The sequence below is a fragment of the Enterobacter mori genome, from assembly GCF_025244905.1.
GTDB lineage: Bacteria > Pseudomonadota > Gammaproteobacteria > Enterobacterales > Enterobacteriaceae > Enterobacter > Enterobacter mori_A.
Genome location: NZ_CP104285.1, coordinates 22,369 through 38,513, shown reverse-complemented (window position 1 = coordinate 38,513; position 16,145 = coordinate 22,369). Strand labels below are relative to the sequence as shown.

Sequence of the window (16,145 nt, the reverse complement as noted above, 5' to 3'; positions counted from 1 at the left end):
TTTACTCTCCCACCATCTCAGTATTTGCCGCTCCCGGCGGCACCATCGGATACACTTTTTGTTCAGGGTCGATACGCACGTGGATCAGCGCCGGGCCGGGGCGAGAAATCGCCGCCTGCAGCGCCGCGTGAGCATCCTCTTCGGCGTTCAGATCGCAGGTATGCAGGCCAAAACCGGCGGCAATCTGCATAAAGTTAATCATCCCCGGATAAGTCGCCGCAAACACGCCCTGCTTGTAGAACAGGCTCTGCTGCTGGTGCACCAGCCCCAGCGCCTCGTTGTTCATCAGGATGATTTTCACGTCTAACTGGTTTTCGGCCGCGGTCGCCATTTCCTGAATGTTCATCATCAGGCTGCCGTCGCCGGAGAAGCAGATGACCTTACGGTCCGGATTCGCCAGCGCAGCACCCACGGCTGCAGGCAGGCCAAAGCCCATGGTTCCCAGACCGCCGGAGGTCAGCCACTGGCGCGGACGGTTCAGCGGGTAGGCCTGAGCGGTCCACATCTGATGCTGGCCGACGTCGGTGGTGATAATCGCGCTGTCATCCACGCAGGCGGCCACGGCGTTGATAAGACCATAGTGGCTCAGCGGGTCGCCTTCGGTTGGAATGGCGCCCGGGAACTCGCGCTGCAGATCGGCCACCAGCTTACGCCAGTCGGCGCGCTCGGTTGCGTCAGTCTGCGGGATCAGCTGCGCCAGCACGTCGGCCACGTCGCCCTGAATCGCCACGTGCGGCTGCTTGATTTTACCCAGCTCGGCGCGGTCGATATCCACGTGAATGATTTTCGCGTTCGGGCAGAACTGCTCAGTTTTGCCAATCGCCCGGTCATCAAAACGCGCACCCATAACGATCAGCAAATCCGCCTCCTGCAGGATGTAGTTGGTGCTGCGCGCGCCGTGCATGCCCAGCATGCCGAGAGAGAGCGGGTGCGCTTTAGGCAGCATACCCAGCGCCATCAGGGTCATCGTGGTCGGCAGGTTGGCTTTCTCTGCAAACTCGCGGATTTCATCCGCGGCGTTAATCGCCCCACCGCCCAGATAGAGCACCGGGCGTTTCGCCGCGTTAATCATGGCGGCGGCGTCGCGCACGCTCTCAGCGCTGAATTCCGGCGCGGGGGCACGCTCGCCCGGTTCAGGCAGAACGTCGATCTCGATCTCTGCGGTCTGGACATCCTTAGGAATGTCTATCCACACCGGGCCCGGGCGGCCAGACTGCGCAATACGGAACGCATCGCTGATAACCTGAGGAAGCTCGCTGATATCGCGAACTAAATAGTTATGTTTGGTGATGGGGATAGAGATGCCGTAGGTATCCACTTCCTGGAACGCATCGGTGCCGATCATCGAGGACGGTACCTGGCCGGTAATGCAGATCAGCGGAATGGAGTCGAGGCGCGCGTCGGCGATGGCGGTCACCAGGTTGGTGGCGCCCGGGCCGCTGCAGGCCATACAGACCGCCGGTTTACCCTGCGTACGCGCCATGCCCTGAGCGATAAAGCCTGCCCCCTGCTCGTGGCGCGCCAGCACGTGGCGGATCTGCGTGCTTTGGCTTAACGCATCGTACAGCGGCAGCACCGTGCCGCCCGGGATACCCGCAACGGTAGTGATGCCCTGTCGTTCCAGCAAATGAACGATCAGCTGCGCGCCGGTAAAACGCGTTCTGGTGGATGTTGTGCCCGAAATTGCCATGCTCCAGTCCTTTTCTTCTGGGCCGACTTTCCGGGGAGGCTCTTAAACGAAAAACCCCGCCCGGTTTGCGCCGGCGGGGTTTTGGATTCGTGTGTTGATCCAGTCCCTACGGCGCATTGCCGACGACCACCACCACACGCACGACGACCACTGCGGCTGGTTGCGCAGTTTTTAGTAGGGTCGAAGTGAAGATGGATGAAGTCATTGGGGACCTGTGTTTGGAATCATTGATTGAATTTATACAAACACAGGTTTTCGGGCGTGACAATGGAAATATTTTCATCTGCGCAAAAATGCGTCAGGGATCACGTTTCGTTTGTTGAGTGATAAAAGGGTTGTCGACCGTTTTATTTCATTCAATAAACAGTGCAGGCGATACCCCAAAGCGCGCCGCCAGTTTTTTTATATGGTTTAAGGTCAGCTGACGCTGTCCATTCAACACCCTTGAAACCATTGATTTACTGCCAATTTCATCCTGAAAATCTGAAATGGTCAGTTTGTACTGATCCATAAGGGTTCTTAAAACCGCAATTCCCACTGGAACAGATTCCATCTCCTGACGCAAGGCGACAATGTCGGGTCGATTCGCTTCATAACGACTTATTCTTGCACATACGATATCCAGCAAAGGGCTACCAGGTTCATTCATGAGCAGATACTCAACCAGCTCAAGTGCATCCTGGTAATCTTTCTCGTTCGGATGTTCACCCAGTAAAGGGACAGCCTCGACAAGGGCATGCGTTGCTTTCATTGCATCAGCGACGATCATCATTTCTTCCCCTTAGTGCGATGTTTCTCCGTAAAACGGTCATATTCCTTATGAGTAAAAACATGGCGCACATAGAACTTTTGGCTTTCAAAGAATATGAGAGCCACTACTCTGAGAATGTTATTTGCAATATCAATCACATAATGCTTATCCAGATATTTAAAGTTATCCAGCGTCGGAAAAATTTGTTTCAGCGCAGCAGGTGTCGGGCAATGGCTCTTTTCGATAGTGCGACCTAAAAAAAGGAGCTCTTCCTTGTGCTGCGGGAACTGTTTTACCGCATCAATAATTGCCTTCAAAGAAATTAAATGCATACTGCATGCCTGCTGCGTCCGTTGCCATTATGGCAACGATATCCATGCATTGCCAATGTGTCAACACGTATCGTTTTTCTGACTAACATCTGAAAACAAAAAACCCCGCCGGAGCGAGGTTTTTATCAGGGTTTTGCGGTTGGTTGCCGCAGAACACACTGTGTTACGTCAACGCAAAAAGTATACGCGATCGAAGACGAACGCGCAATTCCGGCACGGATTTTGACGTTTTTGAGTATGGATCGCCTTCCAAATTTTGTCCATAAAATACTGTTCATGCATACAGTATTTATCTATACTGAGGGTGTTCGCAGTGAGCGAGGGGGCCGCAGTTCTACCGGCGCAACGAAGTCCTGGCTGAAACGGGTGGTGCCGTCAGTGCCTTAACCCCTGAAGTGAGCACACTGTGTTACGTCAATCCAGGTGCTGGCAACAGGCGGCGGAAAGGTACGCCAGCATCGTGCTCCTTTTAACCAAAAGGAGACGCGTATGAGCGTAGTGGATATGGTGATACTTATCCTCAAACTCATTGTTGCAGTACTGCAACTGCTTGATGCTGTCCTGAAATACGTTCGGTAATTCAGGTTCAAGTCGCACCTGAGAGGGGCGGGCAACCGCCCCTCTTTAATAACGAGGGAATGCTATGTCGCGTCTGTTAATTGAGCCTGTCACACCGGATGAGCCGGGGTATATCGCCCTGAAGGCGGAAAGTATCGCATTGAATTTCAACATGCTGCGCAGGCTGGAAGAGAACTGGCAGCGGGGCGAGAACCGCTTTAACGCGCCGGGTGAAAAGCTGCTGGGTGCGTTTCTCAACGGCAAGCTGGTGGGCGTGTGCGGCCTCAACCGCGATCCGTTCAGCCAGCAGCCGCGCGCCGGACGTATTCGCCATCTCTACGTCAGCGAGAAGTGCCGCGGGCTGGGCATTGGCAAACAGCTTTTGACCGTGGTAATGGCCGATGCCAGCATCTGGTTTGATTTTCTCAATACCCATGCGCCAGACAGTGCCTACGGGTTTTATCATCGGGCGGGTTTTACGATGGTCTCAGACGAACCGCGGGTAACGCACCGCCTTTTTTGTGCGGTGTAACCGGCTGGCGGCATCAGAATGTGAATGTTACAGTTGAGTGACAATTCATCACCCGATACGCCATGACCATCACCGTTTTCTGCATTTTGCTCTTCGCCGCGCTGCTGCATGCCAGCTGGAACGCCATCGTTAAAGCCGGAACGGACAAGCTCTATTCCGCAATAAGCGTCAGCGGCTCCGCCACGGTTATCGCTCTGGTCTTACTGCCGTTTTCCCCTCAGCCATCTGCTGAAAGCTGGCCGTTTCTGATTGTCTCCTGCGCCTTACAGGTGGTGTACACCGTACTGGTGGCGAAGACCTATCAGGTCTCCGATATGAGCCAGACCTACCCGCTGATGCGCGGCACCGCCCCGCTGCTGGTGGCGCTGATCAGCGTGCTGGCGCTCGGCGATCGTCTCTCCTGGCTCGCCTGGTCAGGCATTGGCGTGATCTGCCTGTCGATTCTCATTATGGCGATGCATGGCCGCATGCAGTCACGCAAAGGGATCTGGCTGGCGCTCCTGAACGCCTGTTTTATCGCAGGCTACACGCTGGTGGACGGCACCGGCGTGCGGCTGTCCGGCACCGCGCTGGGCTATACGCTGTGGACGTTCTTTATGAACGGCTTCTGCCTGCTGAGCTGGGCGATGGTGGCACGTCGGCGCGAGGCGTCCGGCTACCTGCGTCTGCACTGGAAAAAGGGACTACTCGGCGGCGTTGGCACCATGGGATCATACGGTCTGGCGCTTTGGGCAATGACGCAGGCACCGCTGGCGGTGGTCGCGGCGCTACGGGAAACCTCGATTCTTTTCGGGGCGCTGATCGCATTTTTGCTTTTAAAAGAGAAGGTTGCGGGCCTGCGCATCGCGGCGGCGCTGGGTATCGCCTGCGGCGCCATTCTGCTGCGCCTGGCGTAAATCACTGGCAACATTACTTGCCGTTCTTGTTTACAAATCCTGCCTTTCCCGGTTTTTTCATTCACCACAACAATGCTTAAATTGTCATCTCAATGTGGTAGATTCCTCGCGCATTTACGGGAATTCGCAGTCACTTATTCTTCATTTTTCTCTTTTGGCAAAAGTATTCAGCGACATGAAAAAACAAAGGAACGTTAACTTATTGTTGATGCTGGTGTTACTGGTGGCCGTCGGTCAGATGGCGCAAACCATCTACATTCCGGCTATCGCCGACATGGCAAAGGAATTGAACGTCCGCGAGGGCGCGGTGCAGAGCGTAATGGCAGCCTACCTGCTGACCTATGGCGTTTCGCAGCTTTTCTATGGCCCGCTGTCCGACCGCGTCGGGCGTCGCCCGGTGATCCTGGTAGGCATGAGCATTTTCATGGTGGCGACCGTCATTACGATGACCACCCATAACCTGACCGTATTAATTGCCGCCAGTGCCCTGCAGGGTGTCGGAACCGGCGTCGGGGGGGTGATGGCGCGAACCTTACCGCGCGATATGTATCAGGGCACCCAGCTCCGTCATGCCAACAGCCTGTTGAATATGGGTATTCTGGTCAGCCCGCTTCTCGCCCCGCTGATTGGCGGCCTGCTGGACACGATGTGGTCCTGGCGCGCCTGCTACGCCTTCCTGCTGGTGCTCTGCGTGATTGTCACCTTCAGCATGGCGCGCTGGATGCCGGAAACGCGCCCGCAGGACGCGCCGCGCACGAAGCTCATCGCCAGCTATAAAACGCTGTTCGGCAACGGATCGTTTACCTGCTACCTGCTGATGCTGATCGGCGGCCTGGCGGGTATTGCGGTATTCGAAGCCTGCTCCGGCGTGCTGCTGGGCGCGGGGCTGGGCCTGAGCAGCATGGTGGTGAGTATTCTGTTTATTCTGCCGATCCCGGCGGCGTTCTTCGGCGCGTGGTTTGCCGGACGCCCGAACAAGCGTTTCTCAACGCTGATGTGGCAGTCGGTGATCAGCTGCCTGCTGGCGGGTCTGATGATGTGGATCCCTGGGCTGTTTGGCGTGATGACGGTCTGGACGCTGCTCATCCCGGCGGCGCTGTTCTTCTTCGGCGCGGGGATGCTGTTCCCGCTGGCGACAAGCGGCGCGATGGAGCCGTTCCCGTTCCTCGCCGGTACGGCGGGCGCGCTGGTGGGCGGTTTGCAGAACATCGGTTCCGGCGCGCTGGCCTGGCTCTCGGCCATGATGCCGCAGACCGGGCAGGCTAGTTTGGGCCTGCTGATGACGCTGATGGGGCTGCTGATTTTACTGTGCTGGCTGCCGCTGGCGTCGCGTGTCCCGCATCACGAGCAGCCGGTTTAACCGCATGATGGCCCGGCTTCTCGCCGGGCTTTTCACAGACGGGCGCAATCATCGCCTGCAATAACGGCTCCGGCGCTGGCCGCCAGGCCCCCTCTTCCCCGTCGTAAAACTGGAAATCCGCGTTAAGCGCATACGGGATTTTCGCCTTTTGCAGCTCGCAGGCCATAAAGGTGGCGAAGGCCATCTGGGAGGCGGTTGGTGTCAGGCTTTTCGATTCGCCCCCCCCCCAGCCGCCAACCCAGCTCACGTGCCCGGTTTTTTGTTGCCAGTGCAGCGCGGCGTTGATTCGGTTACGGATAGCCGCTTTCTCAGCCGCGGTTCCGGACGTCCACGGGTATTTGCCGTTCGTTTTCAGCGGACCCCAGGGGAAAATATGCCACTCCGCCAGCAGGTAATTCTGGCTGTGTGCGGGCAGCTTCAGGCTGGATAAATCCTCCGGCGCGGCGCGCAGACGAGGGGCGATAAAAATCATGCGGCTGGCATCAATGGCGTGAATGTCTTTGATCGCTTTCTCATACACCCGGTTGAGCGAAGCAAGGTTGCGGTTGAGCTTGTCCGCCGGTTCGTAGATCAGGTCAAAGCCCAGCAACGGCGAGCGCTGACCAAAATAGTGCGCTACGGCAATCCACCAGTTGATCACCTCTTTTTCGGTATCCGCTTTCGGGTCGTTTTTATACTCATCGGCCTGATAAGCGATGATGGGGATGACGCCGTATTGCTCGCAGGCCTCCACCAGCTTACGCAGGTGAATCAGCCGCGCTTCCGTCGGTTCGCCCGCCACCCGAATACGGACATGACGTATGCCTTTCACCTGGAAATCACGGACCACCAGCGGATCGAACTCGCGGATACCGCGCTCGGTGCGCGCCCAGTCGACATCCATTCCGACGCCCAGCATCTGCGCGTAACGGGCAGCCGTCAGCGGCGGTTCAGCGGCAATGGTCCAGCCGGAAGAGATCAGTAACGCGGTAGCGATGAGAGGCTTTAACACGGTTTACCCTGGATAAATCAAAAGCATTACCTGTATTTAGCACGCTTTTTCACATTTGGTGTAGCGCGAAAGCGTAATAATTCTTCAACCCGCCAGCTCTCTTAGCCAGCCGATAAAGGCGTCAATTTTCGGCCACTGACGGCCGGGAAGCGTTGAGATGTAATAATGCTGATGGCACTTGAGGGTTTTCCCATTAAAGGGTGCGATCAGCTCCCCCCGTTCGAGACGTTTTTGCACCAGCCGCTTTCTCCCCATCGCCACCCCCACGTTATTAATGGCCGCGATAATGGCTAAATCAGAACGATCGAAACCAATGCCCGACGATGGCGGCATATTCACCGCAAAGTGCTGCGCCCAGCTCAGCCACTCATCCGTACCGGAATCATTGCTCCAGGCCTGACGGTCGTGCAGCAGCGTGCAGTGTCTAAGGTTATCGGGGTTTTTCAGCAGTTCATGCTCGCGGGCATACTGCGGTGAGCAGACGGGCAGAATCTCCTCGTCCATCAGGAAGTGATGAGCGAGGTGGTTTGGCGGCGTATCGTCAAAATAGAGCGCCAGATCGACGCCGGTTCGCTGCATATTAACGTAATCATTGCCGGTCAGGATGGTGAGTGAAATCGACGGGTAGCGGCGGGTAAAGTCCCCCAACATCGGCACCAGCCAGCACTGGGCAATCGACGGGCGGGAGTAAACCGTCAGCGTGCCGGAGAGCGCCTGGTTTTTGATATCCAGGATCTCCTGATTCAGGGTGTCGAGGGACGATTTTAGCGTCCAGTAAACGCGCTTTCCCTCCTGCGTCAGCTCGACTTTACGGTGCGAGCGGACAAACAGCTGAATACCCAGCTCCTCTTCCAGCAGGTTGATGCGGTGGCTCACCGCGCTGGGGCTGAGCGACAACTCCTCCGCCGCCAGCGCGAAGGACTCATGCCGGGCCGCCACTTCAAAGGTGTACATTTTCGACAGTTGCCAGCCGTTTAACAGCCGGTTTCTGGCTTCATTTGCATCGTTCATCACAATTCTCACGCGGGGTTTCTGCGCTCAGCATACCGCTCAAGGGTGAATTTATGTGAACCTAATACGAATTAAGTGCACTTTTTAGAGCACAGTCACTCAGTTGATCCAATCTGGCTCATCTGAACGCCAATTTATATCGTTTGTCAGCCCACGCCGTTTTTTCGTCCAATACCCACAGATGACATAAGGGTGAGGTGAGATATGGGATCTCAGGTCTGGGTTGTGGCAACGCTGCTGGTCAGCATTGTGTTGATTGTTTTAACCATCGTAAAACTGAAGTTTCACCCGTTCCTCGCACTGCTGCTGGCGAGCTTTTTCGTCGGCGCGATGATGGGGATGAGCCCGCTGGATATGGTGAACGCCATTGAGAGTGGAATTGGCGGTACGCTGGGCTTCCTGGCGGCGGTGATTGGTCTGGGCACCATTCTCGGCAAGATGATGGAAGTCTCCGGCGCGGCGGAACGCATTGGCATTACGTTGCAGCGCTGCCGCTGGCTGTCGGCGGACGTGATTATGGTGCTGGTGGGCCTTATCTGCGGCATTACGCTGTTCGTGGAAGTGGGCGTGGTACTGCTGATCCCGCTGGCGTTTTCCATCGCCAAAAAGACTAACACGTCGCTGCTCAAGCTGGCCATTCCGCTCTGTACCGCGCTGATGGCGGTGCACTGCGTGGTGCCGCCGCATCCGGCCGCGCTGTTTGTGACCAATAAATTAGGGGCGGACGTCGGGACGGTGATTGTCTACGGTCTGCTGGTGGGCCTGATGGCCTCGCTGGTCGGCGGCCCGCTGTTCCTGAAACTGCTCGGCAACCGTCTGCCGTTTAAGCCGGTTCCGGTGGAATTTTCAGACCTGAAGGTGCGGGAAGAGCACACCCTGCCGTCGCTGGGCGCTACCCTGTTCACGGTGCTGCTGCCAATTGCGCTGATGCTGGTGAAAACCATTGCCGAGCTGAATATGGCAAAAGAAGGCACGCTGTATACGCTGCTGGAGTTTATCGGCAACCCCATCACCGCGATGTTTATCGCCGTGTTTGTCGCCTACTACCTGCTGGGCATCCGCCAGCAAATGGGCATGGGCGCAATGCTGACGCACACCGAGCACGGCTTTGGCTCTATTGCCAACATTTTGCTGATTATTGGGGCGGGCGGCGCGTTCAACGCCATCCTGAAAACCAGCGGGCTGGCGGACTCGCTGGCGCATATTCTCTCGAACCTGCACATGCACCCAATCCTGCTCGCCTGGCTGGTGGCGCTGGTGCTGCATGCCGCTGTAGGCTCCGCGACGGTGGCGATGATGGGCGCCACGGCGATCGTCGCGCCGATGCTGCCACTCTACCCGAATGTGAGCCCGGAGATCATCACCATTGCCATCGGTTCCGGCGCCATTGGCTGCACGATCGTGACCGATTCTCTCTTCTGGCTGGTGAAGCAATACTGCGGCGCGACCCTGAATGAGACCTTCAAATACTATACGACGGCGACGTTTATCGCCTCGGTGCTTGCACTTGGCGGCACATTCCTGCTTTCCTTCATTATCTGAGCGCGAAGAGACGTATTATGGAAAACGCAACTATCACTACTTTAACCGCACAGTTTCCTCTGGTTGAGGATCTGATTGCCCTGAAAGAAACCACATGGATTAACCCGCGTACCACAACGCTGGCTGAAGGATTGCCGCATGTCGGGCTGACCAAAGCCGACGTGGACGACGCGCATGCTCGCCTGAAACGCTTCGCGCCGTATCTGGCGAAAGCCTTCCCGGAAACGGCGGCAACGGGCGGGATTATTGAATCCGAACTGGTCGCCATTCCGGCAATGCAGACGCGGCTGGCGAAAGAGTCCGGCAAACCCATTCCCGGCAGCCTGCTGCTGAAAAAAGACAGCCATCTGCCGATCTCCGGCTCGATTAAAGCGCGCGGCGGCATCTACGAGGTGCTGACCCACGCGGAAAAACTGGCGCTGGACGCCGGGTTGCTGAGCGTTGAAGACGACTACAGCGTTCTGCTGGAGCCGCGCTTTAAGGACTTTTTCAGCCAGTACAGCATTGCGGTGGGCTCAACCGGCAACCTGGGGATGTCCATCGGCATTATGAGCGCCCGTATCGGTTTTAAGGTGACGGTGCATATGTCCGCCGACGCCCGCGAGTGGAAGAAAGCCAGGCTGCGCAGCCACGGCGTCATCGTCGTGGAATATGAGCAGGATTACGGCGTGGCGGTAGAGCAGGGACGAAAAGCGGCGGAAAGCGATCCGAACTGTTTCTTCATTGACGATGAAAATTCCCGCACCTTATTCCTGGGCTATGCCGTTGCAGGTGAGCGCCTGAAGGCGCAGTTTGCCGAACAGGGCCGCGTGGTGGATGCCGATCACCCCCTGTACGTCTACCTGCCGTGCGGCGTCGGCGGCGGCCCCGGTGGGGTGGCGTTTGGCCTGAAGCTGGCCTTTGGCGATAACGTCCACTGCTTCTTCGCGGAGCCAACGCACTCCCCGTGCATGCTGCTGGGCGTCTACACCGGCCTGCACGATGAAATCGCGGTACAGGATCTGGGCATTGATAACGTGACGGCGGCGGACGGTCTGGCGGTAGGCCGCGCGTCCGGCTTCGTGGGCCGCGCGATGGAGCGCCTGCTTGACGGGTTCTACACCCTTTCCGACCAAAGCATGTACGACATGCTCGGCTGGCTGGCGCAGGAGGAAGGGATTCGCCTGGAGCCGTCAGCACTGGCGGGGATGGCCGGGCCGCTGCGCGTGCTTTCAGATGCCAGCGTTACTCACCTGGTGTGGGCGACGGGCGGCGGCATGGTGCCGGAAGACGAGATGGCGAAGTATCTGGCGAAGGGAAACGCCTGATCGTCAGCCGCTCTGCCGCAGCTGTTTCATCAGTTCAGCGGGCGAACGTTGATGCCTGATGTGGTCGCGCATGGCCCGCATGTACGGCGTGCTGTGAAAAAAGAAATCACGGTAGCCCTCGCACAGCACGCTTTTACCGTTCAGGCGATGGCGGGGGCAGTCGCCATTGCACAGGGGAAGAACAGAACACTGCCTACACTCATCCGTGAGCGAATCATGCTTAATTTCGCCAAATGCACGCGCCGCGGCGGTTTGGTTAAGAACAGATATCGACATTTGATGAATATTTCCCAGACAGTATTCAGGGTAAACATAGTGGTCACATTGATAGAGATCGCCATTGGCCTCTAGTGCAAAGGCATGCCCGCAGCGTTCGGCCAGTGAGCACATCTGTGCGGGATAGCCACTCCAGACGCCAAGCATTGAGTCAAAGAGCTGCACAAAAACGCGCCCTACATCTTCTCTTACCCAGAGGTCGAAGATTGCCTTCAGGAATGTCCCCCACTCCCTGTCACTCACTGATGACGGATTACTCTGCTCTACCAACGGAATAAACTGCAAAAATGGGGTGCCGAGCGTGCGAAGAAAACGGTACACCCGCTCCGGCTGTTGGCTGTTGTGTTGATTGACCACCGTCAGAAGATTGAAAGAAACCTGATGAATGCATAGCTTTTCAATGGCTGCGAGAACTTTTTGGTGAGTCGAATTGCCGCGACGGTTAACACGATAGGCATCGTGCAATTCGGCAGGACCATCGACAGAGATACCTACCAGCCAGTCGTTTTCGCGAAAAAAACGGCACCATTCATCGTTGAGCAGTACGCCGTTAGTCTGAAAAGCGTTCATGATGCGCTTTCCTTTCCCGTGGAGTTGCTGCAACGCCACCACGTTACGAAAAAAATTGATGCCGCACAGCGTGGGTTCACCTCCCTGCCAGGCAAAGTGAACGTCATCATCCGGCTGGGCAGCAATCTGTTGGCAAATAAACGCCTCCAGAGTGGCCTCGCTCATTTGGGGTTGTTCGGGTTTATCGATATAAAAACAGTAACGGCAGTTCAGGTTACAGCGAGAGCTGGCCGGTTTGGCCATCACATGACATCCTGTCATTATTTTTCCTCTATAAAAGAGATAATCTGATGTAAGTGCGAAATAGCAAACAATATAGAAAGGGAGAGAACAGCGAGAGCGATCAAAAATTTGTCACGTACGGCTTTAGGTTGTGCGAAATCACCATGCTCAACGTCCATCAGATTACGACCGCGCGTGTAGCGCCAGAGGATAACCGCCACCAGCGCAAGTACCACAAGTGAAATCCAGAATGGAAGCCCCGTGTGGTGCCAGTTGTGTTTAATCGCCAGCGCGATAAGCGCACCGTAGCCCAGTAACGTGCGCAGCCAGGCCAGCGACGTTCGCTCCGGCTGTAGACCTGGGTCGGCCTCACGGCGCGCTTTGCGGCTACCCGACATAGAGCACCAACCCCATCACCACTACGGCTACCACCAGTAGTATAGTGCTAATCACAAGCAGGCCGCGGGTGTAGGGTAAATCCTCTTTAAGCCGCATCGCTTTTTCGTTTCGCAGCCAGCGCAGGTAGCCGTAAATCGCCAGCACCCCTGCGAAAAGGCACAGCAGTAATGCCAGCAATTCACGGATCAGTGGCGTAGCGAAATCGGGTGCAAGCTGATCAAGACCCACGCCTGCGGCCAGAAAACCTAGCGCGGTGCGGATCCACGCCAGATACGTGCGTTCATTGGCCAGCGAGAAGCGGTAATCCGGCGCTTCACCGACGCGGGAAATTTTCATCTTGTCTCCTTAAAACTTCTGCTTTTTCTCTTCCACTTTTACCCCCTGCGTGGGCAGTCCGGTGTCGTAATCACGCACCACCGGAGAATAGCCATCTCCCGGCCGCGGACGGAAAGCCCCCATCCAACGAGGGATAGCGTCCGCTCTCCACGGTCGACACGCCCATTGATAGGTACGGAACGGGTCGCGGATTTTATCCATATAATCCAGCAGCGCATCATGCAGCTGATTGCGCTGCTCAGCATAGCGCGGCGAGTCAATCAGATTATGCATCTCGTTTGGATCGTTGCGGCGGTCGTAGAGTTCATCAGTTGTGAACAAGTTCAGCACCAACTTGAATGCATCCGTTACCCAACAGCGTACCGGAATAAATCCGCCAAAGCTGTCATGTTCTATCTCGTAGCGGTTAAACTCCACCATCACTCCGCGCTCTGGCTCTGTCGCCAGAATATTGTCACCCGGCAGGATGTCAGGTTTAGGTATCCCCGCCAACGCCATCATGGTCGGCAGTAAATCGATATGGCTGACCGGCGTGTCGACTTGCTTCGGTGCGCCCTGTGGGGGGCGTATAATCAACGGGATGCGGGTAATATCGTCGTACATAGCCGCACCTTTGCTGATAAGCCGATGTGCTCCCATCATCTCGCCATGGTCAGAGGTATATATGACCCATGTGTTCTCGCATTGTTCGGGAGTGAGTGCGTTAACCACACGACCAATCTGATCGTCCACAAAGTCATTACAGGCGAAATAAAGCGGGTGATGGTAGTACCGGCTGCCGTCTTCAACGGGTGACGGCATGGCCTGCGACCAGAGGCGATGATGTACGGGCTTATCCACTAGCGTATCCTGCGCCTTTTCCCCTAAATCGTAGTAAAAGTCCTGATATTTCTCGAGATACTGAACCGGGCATGTGAAGGGATGATGAGGTTCGTCGTAAGAGACCACCATCAAAAAGGGTTCGTCCTCCGGGTGAGGGCGCTGTAAAAAATCGATCGCGCGATTGCTGATGCGGTACGCCCAGGTAAAGGTCTCATCGATATTATTAGCCTGCAATTCCTCTACGCTATTAAGGCCGTTGCGCCACAGATTAATCTGCTCTTCGGTAAGTTCTGCCAGATAGTTAGCGCCGTCAAACCAAAACTCGTCATTCCATTCGGGAGGACAAACGCCGGTGCCGAAATAGTCATGACCATCAAGATGCCATTTGCCGATGTAGCAGGTTTGATAGCCCGCATCCTTGAAGTAGCGCCCCATCGTTGAGATGTTCTTGCCTGGTGCAACGTTGTTGGTCCACGGTCCGGACTGATTAGCGTAGATCCCGGTGAACAGCCCCGCACGCGCGGGGGTGCAAACAGGGGAGCAGGTATAAGCAGCATTGAAGCGAATCCCCTCTTCCGCAAGCTGATCAATATGGTGGGTGTTCAGGGGTTTACCACTATAACAGCCCACCATATTCGTGGCCTGAGTGTCGGTCATGATGAACAGAAAATTCGGGCGTTTCATGGCTTTTCCTTAACATCGGAAACATAAACAAGCGAAGGGTTACGGCGCTGACGGATGGCATCGATAATGAGGTAAATCACGACCCCTGCGGTGATGGAGTAGCTGACGATGGCAAGCCATTGAGTGGAATACCCCCCAAATTGGGCCAGCCCGGCGTAGACGCCAATCATGGCGAAGAGAATACCCACCGAGGCAATTTTCGCGTTACGCCAGGGTGACATGTCCACGGCAAACGCGTCATGGAAGGTAAACGGCGTGTCGCGCGGCTTGAGCCAGCCGATAATCAACATTACCGCCACGTTGATGCAGAACGTGCAGGCCAGAACATAGAGAAAGTGAAAATCGAATTTCACCAGGTAATTAATTACGATGTAGCTGCAAATGCCGATAAACAGCGCCACTTTCGCGGCGAGGGCTGGAATGCGCGGGAAGAAAAAGCCCATAATGATGATAGTCACCAGTGGAACGTTATAGATGCCGTTTAGCTGTTTCATCCATGAATAAAGCCCCTCCGGCGCATTGGCAATCCACGGCGCAACTATTACAGATACCACTGCGATAAACAGGCCAAACCGGCGTCCTACCTGCACCAGTCCGTCCGGTGTCGCATCAGGCTTCAGGATGCGACGATAAATTCCCATACTAAAGAGCGTACTGGCACTATTCAGGAACCCGTTGAACGTACTGATAACTGCACCAAATAAAACGGCACCAAAAAAACCCACCAACGGTGTCGGCAGGACTTTGTTGACCAGAGCAGGATAGGCCATGTCCGCACTCGGCAGATCGCTGTACAGGTGGAACGCAATCAGGCCAGGAAGCACCAGAATTAGCGGGTCGAGCATTTTTAACACTGCGGTTAACAAGGCCCCTTTTTGTCCCTCAGCAAGACTTTTCGAGGCCAGCGTTCGCTGCACAATCCCCTGATTCGTACACCAGTAAAAGGTATTCACCAGGATCAGGCCCGTAAATGCCGCGCCGATAGGCAACGGATCGGTGCTTGCGCCAATGGAATTTAACTTCTCGGCGTGTACGGTGGTCAGACGCTCAACTCCCTGTAAAAAACTGCCATCCCCCATCACAATCAGACCAAACACGGGTACCAGCAGACCACCGATCACCAGACCAATGCCGTTAATGGAGTCCGCAATCGCCATGGCGCGCATTCCGCCTATAACGGCATACACAATTCCGGCCAGCCCCAGCAGAATGACCAGCAACCAGATGGCTGCGGCCTGCGAAAGTCCAAGCGCATCGCCGACGTGAAACAGGCTATTCAACGCCAGCGCGCCGGAGTAGAGCACAATCGGCAGGAAGCAGACGCCCGTCGCGATAAGAAAACAGAAATCAATAATGATGCGTGTCGTTTTGTCGTAACGCTCTTCCAGAAAATCGGGAATAGTGGCAATACCGCGTTGCAGATACTTCGGCAGGAAGATCAGCGCCAGAAAAATCAACGTAACCGCTGACGTGACCTCCCAGCCCATCACCGACATGCCGCTTTTGTAGGCCTGGCCAGACAGACCCACCAGTTGCTCTGTGGACAGGTTGGTCAGCATCAGTGAAGCAGCAATCACTGGCGCTTTCAGCGACCGGCCCGCCAGAAAGTATCCCTGCTGCGAAGCGGTATCCACTTTACGTATCTTCCACCAGGTGATAAACGCCACCAGCAGCGTAAAGGCAATAAAGCTCACAATTTGCTGAATATTCATCTTGTTGCCCTTAATTATGATTATGACCCGGTAGTTCGCTGTACAGAGGAATTTAACGCACCGGACCCAGGCTATTCGATATCTTAAAATACAAGACTGGTTTCCCCATCACGGTAATTTTCTGATAAATTCCGCTACAGGTTGTGGGCATAAT

At 55.8% G+C, this 16,145-nt stretch carries 17 protein-coding genes; 6 read left to right on the top strand and 11 right to left on the bottom strand.

Annotated features, from left to right (window positions below):
- Position 1 precedes the first annotated feature (1 nt).
- The 4 genes from ilvB to N2K86_RS00170 form a co-directional block, all read right to left on the bottom strand.
- The gene (ilvB, locus tag N2K86_RS00185) at positions 2 to 1,690 is read right to left on the bottom strand and encodes an acetolactate synthase large subunit (protein ID WP_260660057.1); all 1,689 of its coding nucleotides are present in this window, start codon (positions 1,688 to 1,690) and stop codon (positions 2 to 4) included.
- A 106-nt stretch (positions 1,691 to 1,796) separates the two neighbouring features.
- Entirely contained in the window at positions 1,797 to 1,895 is a 99-nt protein-coding gene (gene ivbL, locus N2K86_RS00180; protein ID WP_057979964.1) for an ilvB operon leader peptide IvbL, read from the bottom strand.
- A 147-nt stretch (positions 1,896 to 2,042) separates the two neighbouring features.
- Complete coding sequence (locus N2K86_RS00175; protein WP_260660056.1) at positions 2,043 to 2,462, bottom strand: helix-turn-helix domain-containing protein; 420 nt, start codon at positions 2,460 to 2,462, stop codon at positions 2,043 to 2,045.
- The gene (locus N2K86_RS00170) at positions 2,459 to 2,773 is read right to left on the bottom strand and encodes a type II toxin-antitoxin system HigB family toxin (RefSeq protein WP_260660055.1); all 315 of its coding nucleotides are present in this window, start codon (positions 2,771 to 2,773) and stop codon (positions 2,459 to 2,461) included. Before N2K86_RS00170 ends, N2K86_RS00175 begins: the two co-directional genes overlap by 4 nt.
- A 489-nt stretch (positions 2,774 to 3,262) precedes the next feature.
- Here N2K86_RS00170 and tisB point away from each other — a divergent pair, with 489 nt between their 5' ends.
- The 4 genes from tisB (at position 3,263) to emrD (ending at position 6,119) form a co-directional block, all read left to right on the top strand.
- Positions 3,263 to 3,352: a type I toxin-antitoxin system toxin TisB gene (tisB, locus tag N2K86_RS00165; RefSeq protein ID WP_045260836.1), complete on the top strand. Its 90-nt coding sequence runs from the start codon at positions 3,263 to 3,265 to the stop codon at positions 3,350 to 3,352.
- Between the two features lie 64 nt (positions 3,353 to 3,416).
- Positions 3,417 to 3,863: a GNAT family N-acetyltransferase gene (locus N2K86_RS00160; RefSeq protein ID WP_260660054.1), complete on the top strand. Its 447-nt coding sequence runs from the start codon at positions 3,417 to 3,419 to the stop codon at positions 3,861 to 3,863.
- Between the two features lie 62 nt (positions 3,864 to 3,925).
- Entirely contained in the window at positions 3,926 to 4,759 is an 834-nt protein-coding gene (locus N2K86_RS00155; protein ID WP_260660053.1) for a DMT family transporter, read from the top strand.
- Between the two features lie 175 nt (positions 4,760 to 4,934).
- Positions 4,935 to 6,119, top strand: a complete 1,185-nt coding sequence (gene emrD / locus N2K86_RS00150; protein ID WP_260660052.1) for a multidrug efflux MFS transporter EmrD — start codon at positions 4,935 to 4,937, stop codon at positions 6,117 to 6,119.
- On the opposite strand, the gene N2K86_RS00145 is transcribed toward emrD, so the two are convergent.
- On the bottom strand, positions 6,022 to 7,110 hold the full coding sequence (locus tag N2K86_RS00145) for a cellulase family glycosylhydrolase (RefSeq protein WP_260660051.1): 1,089 nt from the start codon (positions 7,108 to 7,110) through the stop codon (positions 6,022 to 6,024). The two genes, emrD and N2K86_RS00145, sit on opposite strands and share 98 nt — an antisense overlap.
- Positions 7,111 to 7,194: 84 nt before the next feature.
- Positions 7,195 to 8,121, bottom strand: a complete 927-nt coding sequence (gene dsdC, locus N2K86_RS00140) for a DNA-binding transcriptional regulator DsdC (protein ID WP_260660050.1) — start codon at positions 8,119 to 8,121, stop codon at positions 7,195 to 7,197.
- 204 nt (positions 8,122 to 8,325) lie between these two features.
- Between dsdC and dsdX the strand changes: the two genes are divergently transcribed.
- Positions 8,326 to 9,663 carry a D-serine transporter DsdX gene (gene dsdX, locus N2K86_RS00135; RefSeq protein WP_260660049.1) on the top strand — a complete coding sequence of 446 codons (1,338 nt, stop codon included), beginning with the start codon at positions 8,326 to 8,328 and terminating at the stop codon, positions 9,661 to 9,663.
- Between the two features lie 17 nt (positions 9,664 to 9,680).
- Positions 9,681 to 10,970 carry a D-serine ammonia-lyase gene (gene dsdA / locus N2K86_RS00130; protein WP_260660048.1) on the top strand — a complete coding sequence of 430 codons (1,290 nt, stop codon included), beginning with the start codon at positions 9,681 to 9,683 and terminating at the stop codon, positions 10,968 to 10,970.
- A 3-nt stretch (positions 10,971 to 10,973) separates the two neighbouring features.
- On the opposite strand, the gene N2K86_RS00125 is transcribed toward dsdA, so the two are convergent.
- From N2K86_RS00125 to N2K86_RS00105, 5 genes are read right to left on the bottom strand one after another with little or no spacing between them, the layout of a single operon-like run.
- Complete coding sequence (locus tag N2K86_RS00125) at positions 10,974 to 12,059, bottom strand: anaerobic sulfatase maturase (RefSeq protein ID WP_313771649.1); 1,086 nt, start codon at positions 12,057 to 12,059, stop codon at positions 10,974 to 10,976.
- Between the two features lie 17 nt (positions 12,060 to 12,076).
- Complete coding sequence (locus N2K86_RS00120) at positions 12,077 to 12,436, bottom strand: DUF202 domain-containing protein (protein ID WP_260660046.1); 360 nt, start codon at positions 12,434 to 12,436, stop codon at positions 12,077 to 12,079.
- Positions 12,426 to 12,773 (bottom strand): YidH family protein, encoded by a 348-nt coding sequence (locus N2K86_RS00115; RefSeq protein ID WP_260660045.1) that lies wholly within the window; start codon positions 12,771 to 12,773, stop codon positions 12,426 to 12,428. Before N2K86_RS00115 ends, N2K86_RS00120 begins: the two co-directional genes overlap by 11 nt.
- A 9-nt stretch (positions 12,774 to 12,782) precedes the next feature.
- Entirely contained in the window at positions 12,783 to 14,279 is a 1,497-nt protein-coding gene (locus tag N2K86_RS00110; RefSeq protein WP_033487027.1) for a sulfatase-like hydrolase/transferase, read from the bottom strand.
- On the bottom strand, positions 14,276 to 15,991 hold the full coding sequence (locus N2K86_RS00105) for a solute:sodium symporter family transporter (RefSeq protein ID WP_153657007.1): 1,716 nt from the start codon (positions 15,989 to 15,991) through the stop codon (positions 14,276 to 14,278). Before N2K86_RS00105 ends, N2K86_RS00110 begins: the two co-directional genes overlap by 4 nt.
- Positions 15,992 to 16,145 lie beyond the last annotated feature (154 nt).

Bases quoted from the DNA above. Each gene is read 5' to 3' on its own strand.
- N2K86_RS00105 (WP_153657007.1), bottom strand. From the start codon at position 15,991: ATGAATATTCAGCAAATTGTGAGCTTTATTGCCTTTACGCTGCTGGTG.
- N2K86_RS00125 (WP_313771649.1), bottom strand. From the start codon at position 12,059: ATGGCCAAACCGGCCAGCTCTCGCTGTAACCTGAACTGCCGTTACTGT.
- ilvB (WP_260660057.1), bottom strand. From the start codon at position 1,690: ATGGCAATTTCGGGCACAACATCCACCAGAACGCGTTTTACCGGCGCG.
- dsdC (WP_260660050.1), bottom strand. From the start codon at position 8,121: ATGAACGATGCAAATGAAGCCAGAAACCGGCTGTTAAACGGCTGGCAA.
- dsdA (WP_260660048.1), top strand. From the start codon at position 9,681: ATGGAAAACGCAACTATCACTACTTTAACCGCACAGTTTCCTCTGGTT.
- N2K86_RS00120 (WP_260660046.1), bottom strand. From the start codon at position 12,436: ATGTCGGGTAGCCGCAAAGCGCGCCGTGAGGCCGACCCAGGTCTACAG.
- ivbL (WP_057979964.1), bottom strand. From the start codon at position 1,895: ATGACTTCATCCATCTTCACTTCGACCCTACTAAAAACTGCGCAACCA.
- N2K86_RS00175 (WP_260660056.1), bottom strand. From the start codon at position 2,462: ATGATGATCGTCGCTGATGCAATGAAAGCAACGCATGCCCTTGTCGAG.
- tisB (WP_045260836.1), top strand. From the start codon at position 3,263: ATGAGCGTAGTGGATATGGTGATACTTATCCTCAAACTCATTGTTGCA.
- N2K86_RS00110 (WP_033487027.1), bottom strand. From the start codon at position 14,279: ATGAAACGCCCGAATTTTCTGTTCATCATGACCGACACTCAGGCCACG.
- N2K86_RS00160 (WP_260660054.1), top strand. From the start codon at position 3,417: ATGTCGCGTCTGTTAATTGAGCCTGTCACACCGGATGAGCCGGGGTAT.
- N2K86_RS00155 (WP_260660053.1), top strand. From the start codon at position 3,926: ATGACCATCACCGTTTTCTGCATTTTGCTCTTCGCCGCGCTGCTGCAT.
- emrD (WP_260660052.1), top strand. From the start codon at position 4,935: ATGAAAAAACAAAGGAACGTTAACTTATTGTTGATGCTGGTGTTACTG.
- dsdX (WP_260660049.1), top strand. From the start codon at position 8,326: ATGGGATCTCAGGTCTGGGTTGTGGCAACGCTGCTGGTCAGCATTGTG.
- N2K86_RS00170 (WP_260660055.1), bottom strand. From the start codon at position 2,773: ATGCATTTAATTTCTTTGAAGGCAATTATTGATGCGGTAAAACAGTTC.
- N2K86_RS00115 (WP_260660045.1), bottom strand. From the start codon at position 12,773: ATGAAAATTTCCCGCGTCGGTGAAGCGCCGGATTACCGCTTCTCGCTG.